We start from the raw sequence: 15,046 nt of genomic DNA on the forward strand, positions 1-15,046 counted from the left end.
GCGTCGGGCGGCGCGGCCTCGACCCAGACCTCGCGGGCGGCGTGGCGGCCGGGAAAATCCTGCAGAAGATAGAAGGTCCGGGTAAGGACATGGTCGTCCGGCACCGGCTCGAGCGGCGGGATGTCGAGCGGGCGCGCCAGCTCCTGGAGTTTGCGGCCGTTCGGACTCGACGCGCCGAAGCGCGCAACGTCCGCGTCGCGGGTGTCGAAGACGATCATCCCGCCCGAGCGCAGGAACGCGTTGAGCTTGGCATAGGCCGCGTCCGACGGCGTCGGCTGCGCCGGCGTGACAGGCCAGTAAAGCAGCGGGAAGAAGGCCAGCTCGTCGGTCTCGAGGTTCACGCCGAAGGGCTCGGCGGGTTCCACCGAGGTGCGGAAGAAGAGCGTTTCCGACAGGCCGCGCAGCCCCGCCTCCGCCATCTCGTCGATCGACGCGTCGCCGGTCAGCACATGGGCGAGCACCACCTCGCGGGTCGCGCCCTGGGCAAAGGCGTCCTCGGCGGATTGCTGGGCGGCCGCCGGGGGGGCGGGACCGGCGAGAGGGGCCGCGGCCAGAAGAAGCGCCGCCGCGGCGCCCCGAAGCCGCCCGGAAAGGGCGAGCGAGGCAAGCACGTCGGCCACGAGCAGCAGGAGCGCGAAGGTCAGAAGCGCCCCGGTGAGCGGCGTCTCCGCCGGGCGGGACAGCCCCAGGACCGTGATCCGGTCGGGCCATGTGGCGGGCGCGAGCGTCACCGCTGGCGTCACCACGTTCCGGGCGAGCGTCCGGTCCTCGCCCTGGTAGAGGCCGGGCCGGAGATCGGGGCCGAGCGGCGCCTCCGCCAGGACGGCGCCGTCCACCCCGGGCAGCGCGCCCGCGTCGCGAAGCTGGCCGAAGCCGTCGAGCAGCTTCAGCGGTTGCCAGACCGTGCCCTCGAGGTCCGACGCCTCCGGCGCCGCGACGGCAGAGGAGACGGCAAGGCGTTCCAGCATCTGCACGAAAAGCCCCGAGAGCGGCAGGGTGGACCATTCCGCGTTCGCGGTGACATGGAAGAGGACGACCTGCCCCTCGCCGAGCGGCTTGCGGGTGACGAGCGGGGTGCCGTCGGTCAGCTGCGCCACGACGCGCTCGGACAGCACCGGGTCCGGCTGGGCCATCACCTGCGCCGACACGGTCACGTCGCCGGGCACCTCGAGGCCGCGGAAGGGGCTGTCGTCGTCGAAGGGTGCGAGGCTCTTGGGCTCGCCCCAGCTCATGGCGCCGCCCACCGTGCGCCCGCCCGCGCGCAGGCGGACCGGCATCAGCCTGGCCTCTTCCGCGCGGCTCACGTCGCTCGCGGCTAGGCGGGGTCCGGCGAAGCGCAGCAACAGCCCGCCGCCTTCGACCCACTCGGCAAGACCCGCCTCCTCGGCTGGCGACAGCGTGGCGACATCGGCGAGCACGATCACGTCGGGGTTGGCGGGCAGGATGTCGGTCAGCGCGCCATCGAGCAGGTCGGCCGTCGGTTCGAGGGCGTTTTCGAGGTAGTGCAGCGGCGACAGCAGTTCGAGCCCCTCGCGGTCGTCGCGCCCGGCGATCAGCGCGACCTCGCGCCGGCGCAGGCTGTCGTCTGGCAGGCTGACCGCCCCCGCGCTGCGCGCGCCCTCGACCTCGAACCGGGTCAGCCGCGCGCGAAGCTCCGCGGGCAGCGACAGCGCGGCCTCCGCCTCCGTCTCGCCGGCGGCGAAGCGCGCCCCCACGCGCGCCAGGATCCGCGGCGCCCCCGCCGGATCCAGCCCGTGGGCGGCGATGGTGATCTCGCGTGGCGCGCCGGGCTCGGAGCGGCGGGCGACAAGGCGGATCGCGCCGTCCTCCACGGTGGGCGGCATGAGACCCAGAACCGGCCCGGGCGATTGCAGCACGCGCACGGTCCCGCGCGCCTCGAGCGCGGAAAGCAGCTCCGCGCGGCTGTCGCGCGCAAGCCCGTCCGACACCCAGAGCGTGTCGAAGCGCGTGTCGCCCAGCCCCGCGAGGAAGGTCTCGACATCGTCCGCAGAGGGCTGCCAGGGCTGCGGCTCCAGCCCGACCAGCCGGCCGCGCCAGGCATCGGCGGACTGGAAGACCGGCGCCTCGGGCGCGGTCAGGCGCACCATCGCGACGGTGCGGCCCGCGCGGCCGGCCTCTGCAAGCTCGCGCTCGAGCGCGTCGAGCTTGGCGGCCCAGTCGCCCGCCCCCGCCCAGGAGCCGTCCATGAGGACCAGAAGCGGCCCGTCGCCGGACGAGCGCTCCTCCTCGGGGTTCAGCACCGGCCCGGCCAACCCCAGGATCACCGCCGCCACGGCGAGCATCCGCAGCAGCAGAAGCCACCAGGGCGTGCGGTCGCTCACCTGTTCCTCGTCGCGCAGGCCGAGAAGCAGAACGACGCCCGGGAAATAGCGGCGCAGCGGCGCGGGCGGCACCGCGCGCAGGATCAGCCACAGCACCGGCAGCGCCGCAAGTGCCAGCAGAAGCCAGGGGTTCGCGAAGCCGATCGCGCCGAAAAGCGTCATGCCGTGCCCGCCTCCATCGCCTGCCAGAGCCAGAGCAACGCCGACTGCGCCGAGGCGTCGGTGTGGTGAACGTGAAAGCGCCAGCCGGTCGTGGCGCAAAGCTGGCCGAGCCGTTCCTTCCGCTCGGCCAGCCGCTCGAGATAGCGCCCGCGCAGGTCGTCGGCCTTCAGCGTCTCGTGGCGAAGCCCACGGCCCATGCTTTCGAACACGGTGCGGCCGCGGAACGGAAACGCCTCTTCCGTGGGGTCGAGCACCTGGATCAGCACCCCGCGCACCCCGCGATCGGCCGCTTTCGCGAGCGCCTGCTCTGCCGGCTCAGGGTCGCCGAGGAAATCCGAGATGAACAGCGCGCGCGACATCGGCAGCATCGCCCGCGCCTCCGGCGTGCCGTACTCCTCGATCCCGTCGCGCGAGAACGCCTCCGCGAGGCGCAGGATCTGCACCTCGCCCCGGCGCGGCGGCAGCGATCCGCCGGTGAGCCCCACGCGCTCTCCGCCGCGGATCAACAGGATCGCCGCCGCCAGCGCCAGAACGCGGGCGCGCTCGCCCTTGCTGGGCAGGTCCTTCGAGGACGCGAACTGCATGGACGCGGCCTGGTCCACCCAGAGCATCACCGACTGCGCGACGGTCCACTCCCGCTCGCGGACGTAGCGGTCGTCGCCGCGCGCCGAGCGCCGCCAGTCCACCATCCGCAGCGAGTCGCCGGGCTGGACGGGCCGGTATTGCCAGAAATCGTCGCCAAGCCCGGCCCGGCGGCGCCCGTGCTCGCCCAGAAGCACGGTCCCGGCCAGGTGCTCGGCCCGTGCGAGCAGCGGCGGGAACGGGGCGGCCTCTTCCTCGGCGCGGGAACGGAGGACGAGGGGTTCCGTCACGCGGCGGCCTCGGGCCGCGCCATGGCGTCGCAGGTCTCGTCGATCAGATCGGCGAGGCTGTCGCCACGGGCGCGCGCCGAGAAGCGCAGCGCCATGCGATGGCTGAGAACCGGGCGCGCCATGTCCATCACGTCCTCGATCGAGGGCGCGAGGCGGCCCTGCAGAAGCGCCCGCGCCCGGACGGTCAGCATCAGCGCCTGCGCGGCGCGCGGGCCCGGACCCCACGCGACGCTTTCGCGCACCCGGGCGGGGGCGCTTTCGTCATCGGGACGGAAGGCGCGCACCAGGTCCAGGATCGCCTCGACCACGCTGTCGCCCACGGGCATGCGGCGCAGAAGCGTCTGCGCCTCCATCAGCTCGGCAGCGGTGAAGACGGCGTGCGCCTCCTCCTCCTCCACGCCGGTGGTGGCCAGCAGGATGTCGCGCTCGGTCGCGCGGTCGGGATAGGCCACGTCGATCTGCACGAGGAACCGGTCGAGCTGCGCCTCGGGCAGCGGATAGGTGCCTTCCTGCTCGATCGGGTTCTGCGTGGCGAGCACGTGGAAGGGCCTGGCGAGCGGCCGGTCCTCTCCGGCGACGGTCACGCGCTTTTCCTGCATGGCCTGCAAGAGCGCCGACTGCGTCCGCGGCGAGGCGCGGTTGATCTCGTCCGCCATCAGAAGCTGGCAGAAGATCGGGCCGGTAATGAACTTGAAGGTGCGGCTGCCGTCCTCGCCCGTCTCGAGCACCTCCGAGCCGAGAATGTCGGCGGGCATGAGGTCGGGGGTGAACTGCACGCGGTTGCCGTCGAGCCCCATCACGGTCGAAAGCGTCTCGACGAGCCGCGTCTTGCCGAGACCCGGAAGGCCGATCAGCAGCGCGTGGCCGCCGCAAAGCAGCGCCGAAAGCGTCAGGTCCACCACCCGTTCCTGCCCGATGAAGCGGCGCGTGATGGAGGCGCGGGCTTCGGCGATCTTCGATTCGAGGGACTCAATCCCGGCGATGAGATCCGCATCCTCGGCCATGACAGGCGCTCCTTGCATCATATATCCCTTTGACGAAGTGTATCGCGCGACAGGAGGAAGGCAAAAACTATGAGCGCACACATTCCCGTGACCCCGTCCGCCGAAAGCCTCGCCGCCTCCGCGCGCGCCGCCCGGGGCAAGGGACGCCCGCCCGTGCATGACTGGAATCCTCCCTTCTGCGGCGATCTCGACATGCGGATCGCGCGCGACGGCACCTGGTTCTATCTGGGCACGCCCATCGGCCGATTCGAGCTCGTGAAGCTCTTTTCCTCGATCCTGCGGAAGGATGGCGACAGGTATTTTCTCGTGACGCCGGTCGAGAAGGTCGGGATCACCGTGGACGACGCGCCTTTCGTCGCCGTCGATTTCGAGGCGCAAGGCAAGGGGCAGGACCAGGTGCTGACATTCCGCACCCATGTCGGCGACACCGTCGCGGCGGGCCCCGACCATCCGATCCGCGTGGAACGCGACCCCGAGACGGGAGAGCCCGCGCCCTACGTCCTCGTGCGCGACCGGCTCGAGGCGCTCATCGACCGCAAGAGCTTCTACCGCCTCGTCGATCACGGCGGGCGCGAAGAGGTGGGCGGCGGGCGCTGGTTCGGCCTCTGGTCCGGCGGTGCCTTCTTTCCGGTGATCCCCGCGGCGGAGCTGCCGGACGGTTGAGCGCGGCGGGCGCTGTCGGGCGGCGCGCCGGGCCGCATGTCAGTCGGGATGGCCGAGCCGTTGCGGCGCCTCGCACGCGGTCTCTTCGGTCTCGATCTCGAGGGTCGTGTGCGTGAGGTCGAAGCGCGCCTCGAGCAAGTCCTTCAGGGCGAGGCGCACGGTCTGGGCGGGCATTTCTCCCGACATCACCACATGCGCCTCGAGCGCGGCCTCGTGCTCCTGCATCCGCCAGAGGTGCAGGTGATGCACGTCGCCCACGCCCGGCGCGGCGCGCATGGCGGAAAGAACCTCGCGGGCGTCCGGGGTCTCCGGGCTTGCCAGCATCAGGATGCGCACCACGGGCCCCAGCCCCGCCGCGCTTTGCCACAGGATGTAGGCGGCGATCCCGAGCGTCACCGCCGCGTCCACCCAGGTCGCACCGTAGAGCAGGATGAGACTGCCCGCGACGATGACGCCGAGCGAGCCCAGCGCGTCCGCAAGATTGTGCAGGAAGGCCGCGCGTATGTTCACGCTGCTCTTCGCCATCGCCCAGGTGAGCGCGGCGGTCACGAGGTCCACGGCGAGGGCGACCCCCGCCACCGCCACCATGATCCAGCCGGTGACCGGCTCCGGTGCGACAAGGCGCATCACCCCCTCCGCCCCGAGCCAGACGGCGATGACGATCAGCGTCGTGTAGTTGACGAGCGCCGCGACGACCTCGGCGCGCCGGTAGCCGAAGGTCATTGCCGCGTCGGCGGGCCGCCGCCCGATGCGCCGCGCGGCGAGCGCGATCCCGAGCGAGAGCGCGTCCGACAGGTTGTGGATCGCGTCGGCGACGAGCGCGAGGCTTCCGGATATGGCCCCGGCGACGATCTGTACCAGCGTCAGGAACAGGTTCACGCCGACGGCGAGCGCGACACGCAGGTCGCCCGCCCCGGCGTCGATCCCGTGGTGGTGGCCGTGATGGTCGCCCATGGCCGCGTCAGTCCAGCTGGCGCACCACGTAGACGGAGCAGGGCGCATGCGCCACGACGTGGCTTGCGGTCGTTCCGAGAAGATAGTCGCGGATGCGCGGGTTGGCCGCCTCCATCACGATGAGATCTACCGCCTCGGACATGGCGAGCTTCACGATCTGCCGGTGCACCGCGCCCTTGCGCACGATCAGGCGCGGCGTCACCCCCGGATGGCGGTTGGCGGCGACGAATTTCCGCAACTCGCCCGTCCAGTAGGTCTCCGCGTCGTAGATGTTCAGGTTGCGCTCCATCTCGGGCGCGATGGTCGCCACGATGAGCTCCGCGCCACGCCGCCCGGCCATTTCGCTGGCTTCCTCGTAGGCGCTTTGTTCGTGCTTCACATGGCGAAGATTGACGGGGCAGAGGATCTTTCGGACGGGCTTGACCATGGCGGGGCTCCGGGGGCTGGCGACGCTTCAAGCGTGACTGTCTCACGTCGCGCGCGGGCGGTCCACCGAGACCGGCCGCGAACGTTCAGTGCGCCTCGGCCCAGTTTGCCCCCTGCCCCGCGTCCACGACGAGCGGCACGTCGAGCCGCACGGCGGGTTCGGCCGCGGCCTCCATGACCGTGCGGGCAGCGGCGACGAGATCCGCCTCGGCGCCTGCCTCCACCTCGAAGAGAAGCTCGTCGTGGACCTGCAGGAGCATCCGCGCGGGCAGTCCTTCGATCGCCCCGGGCATCCGCACCATGGCGCGCCGGATGATGTCCGCCGCGGTGCCCTGAATCGGCGCGTTGATCGCGGCGCGCCGGGCGAAGCCCGCCCGCGGGCCGCGCGCGTCGATCTCGGGCGTGTGGATCACGCGGCCGAAGAGCGTCTCGACCCGCTTGTGCGCCTTGGCGAAGGCGACCGTCTCGTCCATGTAGTCGCGGATGCCGGGAAACCGCTCGAAGTAGCGGTCGATGAAGCCCTGCGCTTCGGACCGCGGGATCCGCAGGTTCCGCCCCAGCCCGAATCCCGAGATGCCGTAGATGACCCCGAAGTTGATCGCCTTCGCCTGCCGGCGGATCTCGGGCGTCATGTCCTCCAGCGGCACGTCGAACATCTCGGATGCCGTCATCGCGTGAATGTCGAGCCCGTCGCGGAACGCCTGTTTCAGCGCGCCGATGCCCGCGACATGGGCAAGGATCCGAAGTTCGATCTGGCTGTAGTCGAGGCTGACCAGCAACTTTCCCTCCTCGGCCACGAACGCCTCGCGGATGCGCCGGCCCTCCTCGGTGCGCACGGGGATGTTCTGCAGGTTCGGATCGGTGGAAGCGAGCCGCCCCGTCGCCGCGCCCGACTGGACATAGGAGGTGTGCACGCGCCCGGTCTCGGGATTGATGTGCTCCTGCAACGCGTCGGTGTAGGTGCTCTTCAGCTTCGAGACGGCGCGCCAGTCGAGCACCTTGCGGGGCAGCTCGTGCTCCATGGCGAGATCCTCGAGCACCTCGGCGCCGGTGGCGTAGGCGCCGGTCTTGCCGCGCTTGCCGCCCTCGAGCGACATCTTGTCGAAGAGGATCTCGCCCAGCTGCTTGGGGCTGCCCACGTTGAAAGTCTCGCCCGCGAGCTCGTGGATCTCTTCCTCGAGCGCCGCCATCTTCTGCGCGAAGGCCCCCGACATGCGCGAGAGCGTATCGCGGTCCACCTTGATTCCCGCCATCTCCATCTCGGCGAGAACGGGCACGAGCGGGCGCTCCATCCGCTCGTAGACGCGGGTGACATGCGCGGCGTGAAGCTGCGGCCGGAACAGCTGCCAGAGCCGCAGCGTGATGTCGGCGTCCTCCGCGGCGTAGGCGGTGGCGCGGTCGATGGGCACCCGGTCGAAGGTGATCTGGCTCTTGCCCGAGCCGATCAGCTCCTTGATCGGGATCGGCGTGTGGGAGAGGTAGCGCTCGGACAGCGTGTCCATCCCGTGCCCGTGCAGACCGGCGTTCATCGCGTAGGACATCAGCAGCGTGTCGTCGACGGGCGCGACGGAGATGCCGTACCGGGCCAGGATCTTGGCGTCGTACTTCATGTTCTGCCCGATCTTGAGGATCGCGTCGTCCTCCAGGACGGGCTTCAGCGCCGCGAGCGCGTCCGCCATCTCCACCTGGCCCTCAGCGAGCGCGTCCGAGCCGAAGAGATCGCCCGAGGCCTCGGCCTTGTGGGCGAGCGGCAGGTAGGCCGCCTCCCCGGGGGCGAGCGCGAGCGAGACGCCGACAAGGTCCGCGCGCATGTCGTCGAGGCCCGTGGTCTCGGTGTCGAGCGCCAAGTAGCCCTGCGCGCGGGCGCGGTCGAGCCACGCCGAGAGGGTGGCGAGATCGCGGATGCACGCGTAGCTTCCGGGCTCGAAGCCCGCGGTCTCGGGCGCGTCCTCGCCCTCGGACGGGTCGGCGCCCCCCGGGTTGGTGTCGGGGATCGCCGGCGGCTCGACGCCCAGCGCCTCGGCCACGCGCCGGGTGAGGGTCCGGAACTCCATCTCGGAGAGAAAGCCCAGAAGCGTCTCGGCGTCGGGGTCGCGCAGCTCCAGCTCGTGCGGGCCGACCGCGAGGTCCATGTCGCGGTCGAGTTCCACCAGCTTCTTCGAAAGCCGGATCTGGTCGGCGTGCTCGATCAGGGTCTGGCGGCGCTTGGGCTGCTTGATGTCCTCGGCCCGCTCCAGCAGCGTCTCGAGGTCGCCGAACTCGTTGACGAGAAGCGCGGCGGTCTTCACCCCGATGCCGGGCGCGCCGGGCACGTTGTCGATGCTGTCGCCCGCGAGCGCCTGCACGTCCACGACCTTCTCGGGCGGCACGCCGAACTTCTCCTCCACGCCCTCGCGGTCGATGCGGCGGTTCTTCATGGCGTCGAACATCTCCACGCCCTCGCCCACCAGTTGCATCAGGTCCTTGTCGGAACTCACGATGGTGACGCGGGCGCCGGCGTCGCGCGCGCGGCAGGCCAGGGTGGCGATGATGTCGTCGGCCTCGAAGCCCTCCATCTCGATGCAGGGGATGTTGAAGGCCTCGGTCGCGCGGCGCGTGAGCGGGATCTGCGGGCGCAGGTCCTCGGGCATCTCCTCGCGGTTGGCCTTGTAGGCGTCGTAGAGGTCGTTGCGGAAGGTGTGGCTGCCCTTGTCGAAGATCACCGCCAGATGCGTCGCGGCGTCCGGCCCCTCATTGTTGGAGATGTAGCGCTGCAGCATGTTGCAAAAGCCCGCCACGGCGCCCACCGGCGTCCCGTCCGACCGGCGGGTGAGCGGCGGCAGCGCGTGGTAGGCCCGGAAGATGAAGGCCGACCCGTCGATCAGATGCAGATGATGGCCCTTGCCGAAACTCATGGGGAAGCCTCCCGCCCGTGCAGTCGCGCCCTGTCTTGCCACGCAGGGCGGGCGGGCGCCAGTGGCGCGGCCTTGCGGCCGGCTCGCGCCACCGGACGGAGCCGGCAACGCCGCGCCGGGCCGCTCAGCCCTCGCCAGGCGCCTCGGCGAAGTCGCGGTGAACGTATTTCGCGTCGCAGTAGCCGCATTCGACCCAGCCGGTGTCGCGCGGGATCTGCAGCCAGACGCGCGGATGCCCCAGCGCGCCCTCGCCGCCGTCGCAGGCGACGCGCCAGCGATCGACGATTTTCGTCTCGGGCGGCTCGAAGGTCATCGGCATGACGGCTCCTGACGGTTGTAGGCGCGCGGCGCCTCGACTAAGGGCAGATATGCGCGATGAGCGAGGCAGGGACAAGGGCGACATGGCCGGCAACGCGATCGAGATCGAAGGGCTGACGAAGACCTATGCGGGGGGGCGCGGCGCGGCGCCCAAGCACGCGCTGCGCGGCGTCGATCTCGCGGTGCCGGAAGGGTCCGTCTTCGGCCTTCTGGGCCCCAACGGGGCCGGCAAGTCGACGCTGATCAACATCCTGGCCGGGCTGGTGCTGAAAACGGCGGGCCGGGTCGCGATCTGGGGCTTCGACCAGGACGTGAACCCGCGCCAGTCGCGCGCCGCGATCGGGGTGATGCCGCAGGAACTGAACCTCGACCCGTTCTTCACGCCGCGGGCGCTGCTGGAGGTGCAGGCCGGGCTCTACGGCGTGCCGAAATCGCAGCGTCGCACCGCCGAGATCCTTCGCCTCGTCGGGCTCGAGGACAAGGCCGAGGCCTATGCCCGCACGCTGTCGGGGGGCATGCGCCGGCGGCTCCTGCTCGGCAAGGCGCTCGTCCACGATCCGCAGGTGCTCGTCCTCGACGAGCCCACCGCGGGCGTGGACATCGAGCTGCGCCAGATGCTCTGGGCCAATGTCCGGCGGCTGAACGAGCAGGGGATGACGATCATCCTGACCACCCACTACCTCGAGGAGGCCGAGCAGATGTGCGACGAGATCGCCATCATCCACGAGGGCCTCGTGGTCGCCCATGACAGCACCCCGGCCCTGCTGGCGCGCTTCGACGCCAAGACGCTCGTGGTCCAACCCGATGGCGAGGTGCCGCGCCTGCCGGAAGCGGAGGGCGTGACGGTAGAGCGCCGCGCCGACGGCGCGCTCGCGCTGAGCTACCAGACCCGGCGCACGCAGGCCGGGGCGGTGCTGGACGCGGTGCGCGCGGCGGGCATCTCGATCCGCGACGTGCGCTCGGAAGAGCCCGACCTGGAGGACGTGTTCCTGTCGCTCACGCGCACCCGCGCGGAGTGACGCGCCGCGCGGCTACTCCGCGCGCGCCAGCATCCGGCCGAGCGGACGGCCGGCGAGGATGTGCACGTGGAGATGCGGCACCTCCTGCACGCCGTCGCGGCCCGCGTTCGAGATGAGGCGGAAGCCCTGCTCCTCCACGCCCTCCATGCGGCAGACTTCGCCCACCGTGCGGACGTAATCGACGATCTCCGCCTCCGACGCTTCCTGCGCGAAGTGGTCGAAGGACACGTAGGGGCCTTTCGGGATCACCAGCACATGCACCGGCGCCTGGGGCTGGATGTCGCGAAAGGCGAGGCTGTGCTCGGTCTCCATCACGGTGTCGTTGGGGATCTCCCCGCGCAGGATCTTCGCGAACACGTTCTGGTCGTCGTAGGCGTAGGCCATCCCCGTCCCCTCAGTCGGCAAACAGATGCTGCGTGCGCGCGATCTCTAGCGCCTGTGCGTCGCCGATCGCAAGGAATTCCGCCAGCGGCCGGGCGTTGGCCTCGGGCGGGTCGTTCTCGCGCAGGCGGTAGTGATGCGCAAAGCCCGCCTCGCGGATGCGGTCGCTTTCGAAGGCGATCTCGTTGCGGATCGTCGGCAGCAGCCGTTCCAGCGTCTCCCGCGGCGTGCGCGGCCCGGCCAGTCCGACACGCATCGCATGTCCGACGAGATAGGCATCGGTAAAGGCGCACTCGATCTCCAGGATCCGCGTGACCGAGCGATCGCGGCCGAAATCCAGCATGAGATCGAGATCGGCGGGATCCATGCACACCACGAGCCGGTCGGCGCCGTGATAGTCGAACAGCATCCGCATCAGCGCGCGGCGGTGGCGATGGCGCTTTTCCATGCTTTTCTGGATGCCGCCCAGATCGGGCAGTTCGGCGGTCTCCTCGTTGAAGAGATACTCGGCGCAGGGCAGGTTCGTCATCTGCCGAATGCGCCCGACGAGGCGCTTGGCGACATGCCATTTCTTGCACACCACGATCAGCAGCTCGCGCTCGTGGCCGAGCGTGCCCTCTGCCTCCCAGAAGCGCGGCGCGAAGCGCCGGCCGATGCGGCCGCGCCCGGTGAGGAACCTGTAAAGGCTCCGCCCCTCGTCCGAGATCTGGAACTCGGTGCCCTCGGAGGCGTAGAGATGGCCGAGCCGGCGCTTCAGATCGCGCGCCTCGGGGCTGATCTTGCGGGCGAAAAGCGCATCCTGGCTCAGCAGCAGGTCGTAGTGGTCGTTGTAGAAGGTGACCGGCACCCCGTAGTCGGAGAACATGAGAAAGGTCAGCGTGCGGCTTTCGATCTCGGTCTCGGGCACGAGGTGGCGCACCAGCGTCTGGAACATCGTCTCGTCCGGGATCCATGTGGTTCGGAAGAAGCGGACGACGTCGGGCCGCCTGGCCAGGAACCCCAGGATCGCCTCCACCGTGCGGCGGCGCAGGCACCACCACTGGCTGCCGATCATCATTTCCAGGTCGGCGGGCACGCGCCGCGCCAGCCCGAGGCGGCGCTGGATGTCGAGCGAGGCGTAGAACAGCCGCTTCTGCCGGCGCTCGTTGAACCAGTGCCGGTAGATCAGCCGTTCTTCCCTGATCCCCGTCCGGATCCAGTCGGAGGCGAAGAAATCGACGCTTTCGATGTAGTCGGCGTCGCGCGCGTCGAGGAAGGCATGGGCGTATTCCGCCGACTTGATCGCCATGCAGTCGCCGGACAGCATGTAGAAATGCGTGGCCTCGGGAAAGGCGCCGAGCGCGGCCTCGACCGCGTTGAGCGTCGCCTGAACCAGCGACCATTCCCCCCAGCCACATCTGACCCGCCGTTTCGCAAAGGTCACGGCGGGGTTGTCGCGCAGCGCGGCGCGAATGCGCGCGAAATGCCCGGGATCCGCGCGCGCGTCGAGGTGGATGGCGATGCAGTCGCCCGCGGCCGTCAGCCGCTGCGCCTGCTTGACGATCGCGTCGGGATCCTTGTGGCAAAGAAGTATGAACGCGATCCTGGCCAAACCTGCGCGCCGCCCCCCCGTGTCCGCCCCCGATTCCGACGTTGATACCGCCGAAGCCGCGCCGGAGAAACAGTGTTTCCCGGCGCTTCGGCGCGATAGGTTCTTTCCCTGTTTCGCCGCCTCGCGGTATACCGCCAGACAGGCAGGGCCCGAAGCGGCTGACGGAGGCAGGACCCATCGGCTTTCCAGGCACATGGATGACCGGAAGCGGCAGCGTGGTCTACCGCGTGGTGCCGAAATGCGCATGCTCCACGATCGGGCAGATCCTCTACTACTCCGATCACGGGCGTTACCATGACGGCGACATCCACGACGCGACCGAGGGTCTGCACAAGTGGGCGCAGCCGGAAAGCCAGCCGCGCATCGAGGAGACGGTGAGGGCGCGCGGCGCGGTCGCCTTCACCTGCGTGCGCAATCCCTACAGCCGGATCCTGTCCTCCTTCTTCGACAAGATCTGCGGCATCCAGCGCAACGGGCGGCGCTACCGGGGCAACCTCGTGCCCACGGTGATCCAGAAATACGGGATCGAGGTAGGCGGCGCGGACGGCCGGCAGGACTTCGACCAGATCAAGAGCTTCCGCCGCTTCCTGCTCTTCGCCCGCGACACGATCCGCTGGAAACGCCCGATGGAGCCCGACATCCACTGGTCCTCCGTCTCGGGCCATGTCTCCACCTTCATCCTGAACGGCGGGCGCTACGACCACATCTTCTGGACCGAGAGGTTCGACGAGGGGATGCAGGCGGTGCTGGACGGGATCGAGACGCCCCACCCCGTCGATCTGGCGAAGGTGCCCCGCTTCAATGAAAGCTCGGGCCACGGGCCCAAGCGCCTGCACCCGGTGGAGGACTACTTCGACGATCTGTCGATGCACCTCGTCTACGAGATCTACAAGCGGGATTTCGAGCTCTTCCGCTACGATTTCGAGAACCCGGCCAACCGGATGCCCACGGGAGAGATCGACCTCGAGGAGGTGCACGCCAAGCTCGGCGAGTGAGCGGCGCGGCGCGGGTTCCGGCGAAACGTGAAACTTTTGTGAAATCCGCGGGCGCGTGACCCAGATCAATCGCCCGTCGGACGGCGCCGGGCATCCTCCTGCTCATGCACGAACGGGAGGACGACATGTTCGACCAGAACGGGGCCGCGGAGCGGCCAGGCGGAAACGCGCGCGACAACGCCGCGCCGATCATCGAAATACGCGATCTGAACCTTTGGTACGGCGACGGCACGCACGCGCTGAAAGATATGAGTTTCGATCTCTACCCGCGCGAGGTCCTCGCCTTCATCGGGCCCTCGGGCTGCGGCAAGTCCACCATGCTGAAGGTTCTCAACCGGATGCACGACGACACCCGCGGCGTCCGGATCGAGGGCAGCGTCTTGATGGACGGGCACGACATCCACGCGCGCGACGTCGATCCGCCGCTTCACCGGCGCCGGTTCGGCTGGGTCGCGCAGAAGCCCAACCCCTTTCCCATGAGCATCTGGGACAACGTGGCCTACGGCGCGAAGATCCACGGCCTGACCGGCAGTCGCGCGGAACTCGCCGACCATGTGGAGGACTGCCTGCGCCGCGCGCATCTCTGGGACGAGGTGAAGGATCACCTGCGCGACCTGGAAGCCACCGACCTGTCGGGCGGCCAGCAGCAGCGCCTCTGCATCGCGCGCGCGCTCGCCACCATGCCCGACGTGCTCCTGATGGACGAGCCCACGGGCTCCATCGACCCGATCGCGACCCAGAAGGTCGAGGATCTTCTGTTGGAGATCAAGACGCGCCATGCGGTCGTGGTCGTCACCCACTCGATGATGCAGGCGCGCCGGGTGGCCGACCGCGTGGCCTACTTCCATCTGGGCGAACTGCGCGAGATCGCGCCGACCGAGATGATGTTCAGCGCCGCGCAGGACCCCGAGGCTCGCGCGTTCATCAAGGGCAAGTTCGGCTGAACCCTGGCGCCGGACGGCGTTAGAACCGACCGAACGTCTCCGCGAGGATCGCGCCGATGCCCGCCGCGTCGTCCGGGCCGAAGGCGGTGGGGCGGTCGCTGTCGATGTCGAGAACGGCGATCAGCCGGCCCGCGCCGTCGTGGACCGGCAGCACGATCTCGGACCGGGTCGAGGAAGAGCACGCGATATGGCCCGGGAACGCCTCCACATCATCCACGATCTGCACCTCGCCGGTGCGGGCCGCGGCACCGCAGACGCCCCGGTCGAACGGGATCGTCAGGCAGCCGTGCCCGCCCTGGTAGGGGCCGATCTTCAGAAGCCCGGGCTCGGTGACGCGGTAGAACCCGGTCCAGTCGAAACGCGCATCGGCGTGGTGGATCTCGCAGGCGAGCGTCGCCATCAGCGCCACCGGGTCCGTCTCGCCCTCCGTCAGCGCCGCCACCATGCGGGCGAGCTCCGCGTAATCAACCGTCATCGGCGG

The 15,046-nt window shown here is 69.9% G+C and carries 14 protein-coding genes; 4 read left to right on the plus strand and 10 right to left on the minus strand.

The window, feature by feature from the left end; genetic code table 11:
• The 3 genes from AB6A66_RS05885 to AB6A66_RS05895 all read right to left on the minus strand — a co-directional run.
• The coding region (locus AB6A66_RS05885) for a DUF4159 domain-containing protein (protein ID WP_371055159.1) at window positions 1-2,504 on the minus strand (2,504 nt) is incomplete at its 3' end.
• Window positions 2,501-3,376 carry a DUF58 domain-containing protein gene (locus AB6A66_RS05890; RefSeq protein ID WP_371055160.1) on the minus strand — a complete coding sequence of 292 codons (876 nt, stop codon included), beginning with the start codon at window positions 3,374-3,376 and terminating at the stop codon, window positions 2,501-2,503. The genes AB6A66_RS05885 and AB6A66_RS05890, both read right to left, overlap by 4 nt.
• Entirely contained in the window at window positions 3,373-4,380 is a 1,008-nt protein-coding gene (locus tag AB6A66_RS05895; protein WP_371055161.1) for an AAA family ATPase, read from the minus strand. Before AB6A66_RS05895 ends, AB6A66_RS05890 begins: the two co-directional genes overlap by 4 nt.
• 69 nt (window positions 4,381-4,449) lie before the next feature.
• Here AB6A66_RS05895 and AB6A66_RS05900 point away from each other — a divergent pair, with 69 nt between their 5' ends.
• Window positions 4,450-5,043, plus strand: a complete 594-nt coding sequence (locus AB6A66_RS05900; RefSeq protein ID WP_371055162.1) for a DUF1285 domain-containing protein — start codon at window positions 4,450-4,452, stop codon at window positions 5,041-5,043.
• A 39-nt stretch (window positions 5,044-5,082) separates the two neighbouring features.
• Here the strand turns inward: AB6A66_RS05900 and AB6A66_RS05905 are convergent, their stop codons facing one another.
• The 4 genes from AB6A66_RS05905 to AB6A66_RS05920 form a co-directional block, all read right to left on the minus strand.
• The gene (locus AB6A66_RS05905) at window positions 5,083-5,997 is read right to left on the minus strand and encodes a cation diffusion facilitator family transporter (RefSeq protein ID WP_371055163.1); all 915 of its coding nucleotides are present in this window, start codon (window positions 5,995-5,997) and stop codon (window positions 5,083-5,085) included.
• A 7-nt stretch (window positions 5,998-6,004) separates the two neighbouring features.
• A complete protein-coding gene (locus tag AB6A66_RS05910; RefSeq protein ID WP_371038264.1) occupies window positions 6,005-6,424 on the minus strand; it encodes a universal stress protein in 420 nt (139 codons plus the stop codon).
• 85 nt (window positions 6,425-6,509) lie between these two features.
• Entirely contained in the window at window positions 6,510-9,317 is a 2,808-nt protein-coding gene (polA, locus tag AB6A66_RS05915) for a DNA polymerase I (protein WP_371055164.1), read from the minus strand.
• Window positions 9,318-9,441: 124 nt separating this feature from the next.
• Window positions 9,442-9,630, minus strand: a complete 189-nt coding sequence (locus AB6A66_RS05920; RefSeq protein WP_371038307.1) for a zinc-finger domain-containing protein — start codon at window positions 9,628-9,630, stop codon at window positions 9,442-9,444.
• Between the two features lie 88 nt (window positions 9,631-9,718).
• On the opposite strand from AB6A66_RS05920, the gene AB6A66_RS05925 reads away from it, so the two are divergent.
• Window positions 9,719-10,654: an ABC transporter ATP-binding protein gene (locus AB6A66_RS05925; RefSeq protein ID WP_371038262.1), complete on the plus strand. Its 936-nt coding sequence runs from the start codon at window positions 9,719-9,721 to the stop codon at window positions 10,652-10,654.
• Window positions 10,655-10,666: 12 nt separating this feature from the next.
• Here the strand turns inward: AB6A66_RS05925 and AB6A66_RS05930 are convergent, their stop codons facing one another.
• On the minus strand, window positions 10,667-11,038 hold the full coding sequence (locus AB6A66_RS05930) for a histidine triad nucleotide-binding protein (protein WP_371038261.1): 372 nt from the start codon (window positions 11,036-11,038) through the stop codon (window positions 10,667-10,669).
• Window positions 11,039-11,048: 10 nt separating this feature from the next.
• Complete coding sequence (locus AB6A66_RS05935) at window positions 11,049-12,626, minus strand: DUF5928 domain-containing protein (RefSeq protein WP_371055165.1); 1,578 nt, start codon at window positions 12,624-12,626, stop codon at window positions 11,049-11,051.
• A gap of 176 nt (window positions 12,627-12,802) precedes the next feature.
• On the opposite strand from AB6A66_RS05935, the gene AB6A66_RS05940 reads away from it, so the two are divergent.
• Together AB6A66_RS05940 and AB6A66_RS05945 are read left to right on the plus strand one after the other, a co-directional pair.
• Window positions 12,803-13,621, plus strand: a complete 819-nt coding sequence (locus AB6A66_RS05940; protein ID WP_371055391.1) for a sulfotransferase family protein — start codon at window positions 12,803-12,805, stop codon at window positions 13,619-13,621.
• A gap of 125 nt (window positions 13,622-13,746) precedes the next feature.
• Complete coding sequence (locus AB6A66_RS05945; RefSeq protein ID WP_371055166.1) at window positions 13,747-14,565, plus strand: phosphate ABC transporter ATP-binding protein; 819 nt, start codon at window positions 13,747-13,749, stop codon at window positions 14,563-14,565.
• 19 nt (window positions 14,566-14,584) lie between these two features.
• Here AB6A66_RS05945 and AB6A66_RS05950 read toward each other — a convergent pair whose 3' ends face one another.
• On the minus strand, window positions 14,585-15,040 hold the full coding sequence (locus AB6A66_RS05950; RefSeq protein ID WP_371055167.1) for a GAF domain-containing protein: 456 nt from the start codon (window positions 15,038-15,040) through the stop codon (window positions 14,585-14,587).
• Between the last annotated feature and the right edge of the window lie 6 nt (window positions 15,041-15,046).

Origin of the sequence: Rhodosalinus sp. K401 (genome assembly GCF_041365735.1) — a bacterium.
Taxonomy (GTDB): domain Bacteria; phylum Pseudomonadota; class Alphaproteobacteria; order Rhodobacterales; family Rhodobacteraceae; genus Rhodosalinus.

Bases quoted from the DNA above. Each gene is read 5' to 3' on its own strand.
- AB6A66_RS05895 (WP_371055161.1), bottom strand. From the start codon at position 4,380: ATGGCCGAGGATGCGGATCTCATCGCCGGGATTGAGTCCCTCGAATCG.
- AB6A66_RS05900 (WP_371055162.1), top strand. From the start codon at position 4,450: ATGAGCGCACACATTCCCGTGACCCCGTCCGCCGAAAGCCTCGCCGCC.
- AB6A66_RS05905 (WP_371055163.1), bottom strand. From the start codon at position 5,997: ATGGGCGACCATCACGGCCACCACCACGGGATCGACGCCGGGGCGGGC.
- AB6A66_RS05910 (WP_371038264.1), bottom strand. From the start codon at position 6,424: ATGGTCAAGCCCGTCCGAAAGATCCTCTGCCCCGTCAATCTTCGCCAT.
- polA (WP_371055164.1), bottom strand. From the start codon at position 9,317: ATGAGTTTCGGCAAGGGCCATCATCTGCATCTGATCGACGGGTCGGCC.
- AB6A66_RS05920 (WP_371038307.1), bottom strand. From the start codon at position 9,630: ATGACCTTCGAGCCGCCCGAGACGAAAATCGTCGATCGCTGGCGCGTC.
- AB6A66_RS05925 (WP_371038262.1), top strand. From the start codon at position 9,719: ATGGCCGGCAACGCGATCGAGATCGAAGGGCTGACGAAGACCTATGCG.
- AB6A66_RS05930 (WP_371038261.1), bottom strand. From the start codon at position 11,038: ATGGCCTACGCCTACGACGACCAGAACGTGTTCGCGAAGATCCTGCGC.
- AB6A66_RS05945 (WP_371055166.1), top strand. From the start codon at position 13,747: ATGTTCGACCAGAACGGGGCCGCGGAGCGGCCAGGCGGAAACGCGCGC.
- AB6A66_RS05950 (WP_371055167.1), bottom strand. From the start codon at position 15,040: ATGACGGTTGATTACGCGGAGCTCGCCCGCATGGTGGCGGCGCTGACG.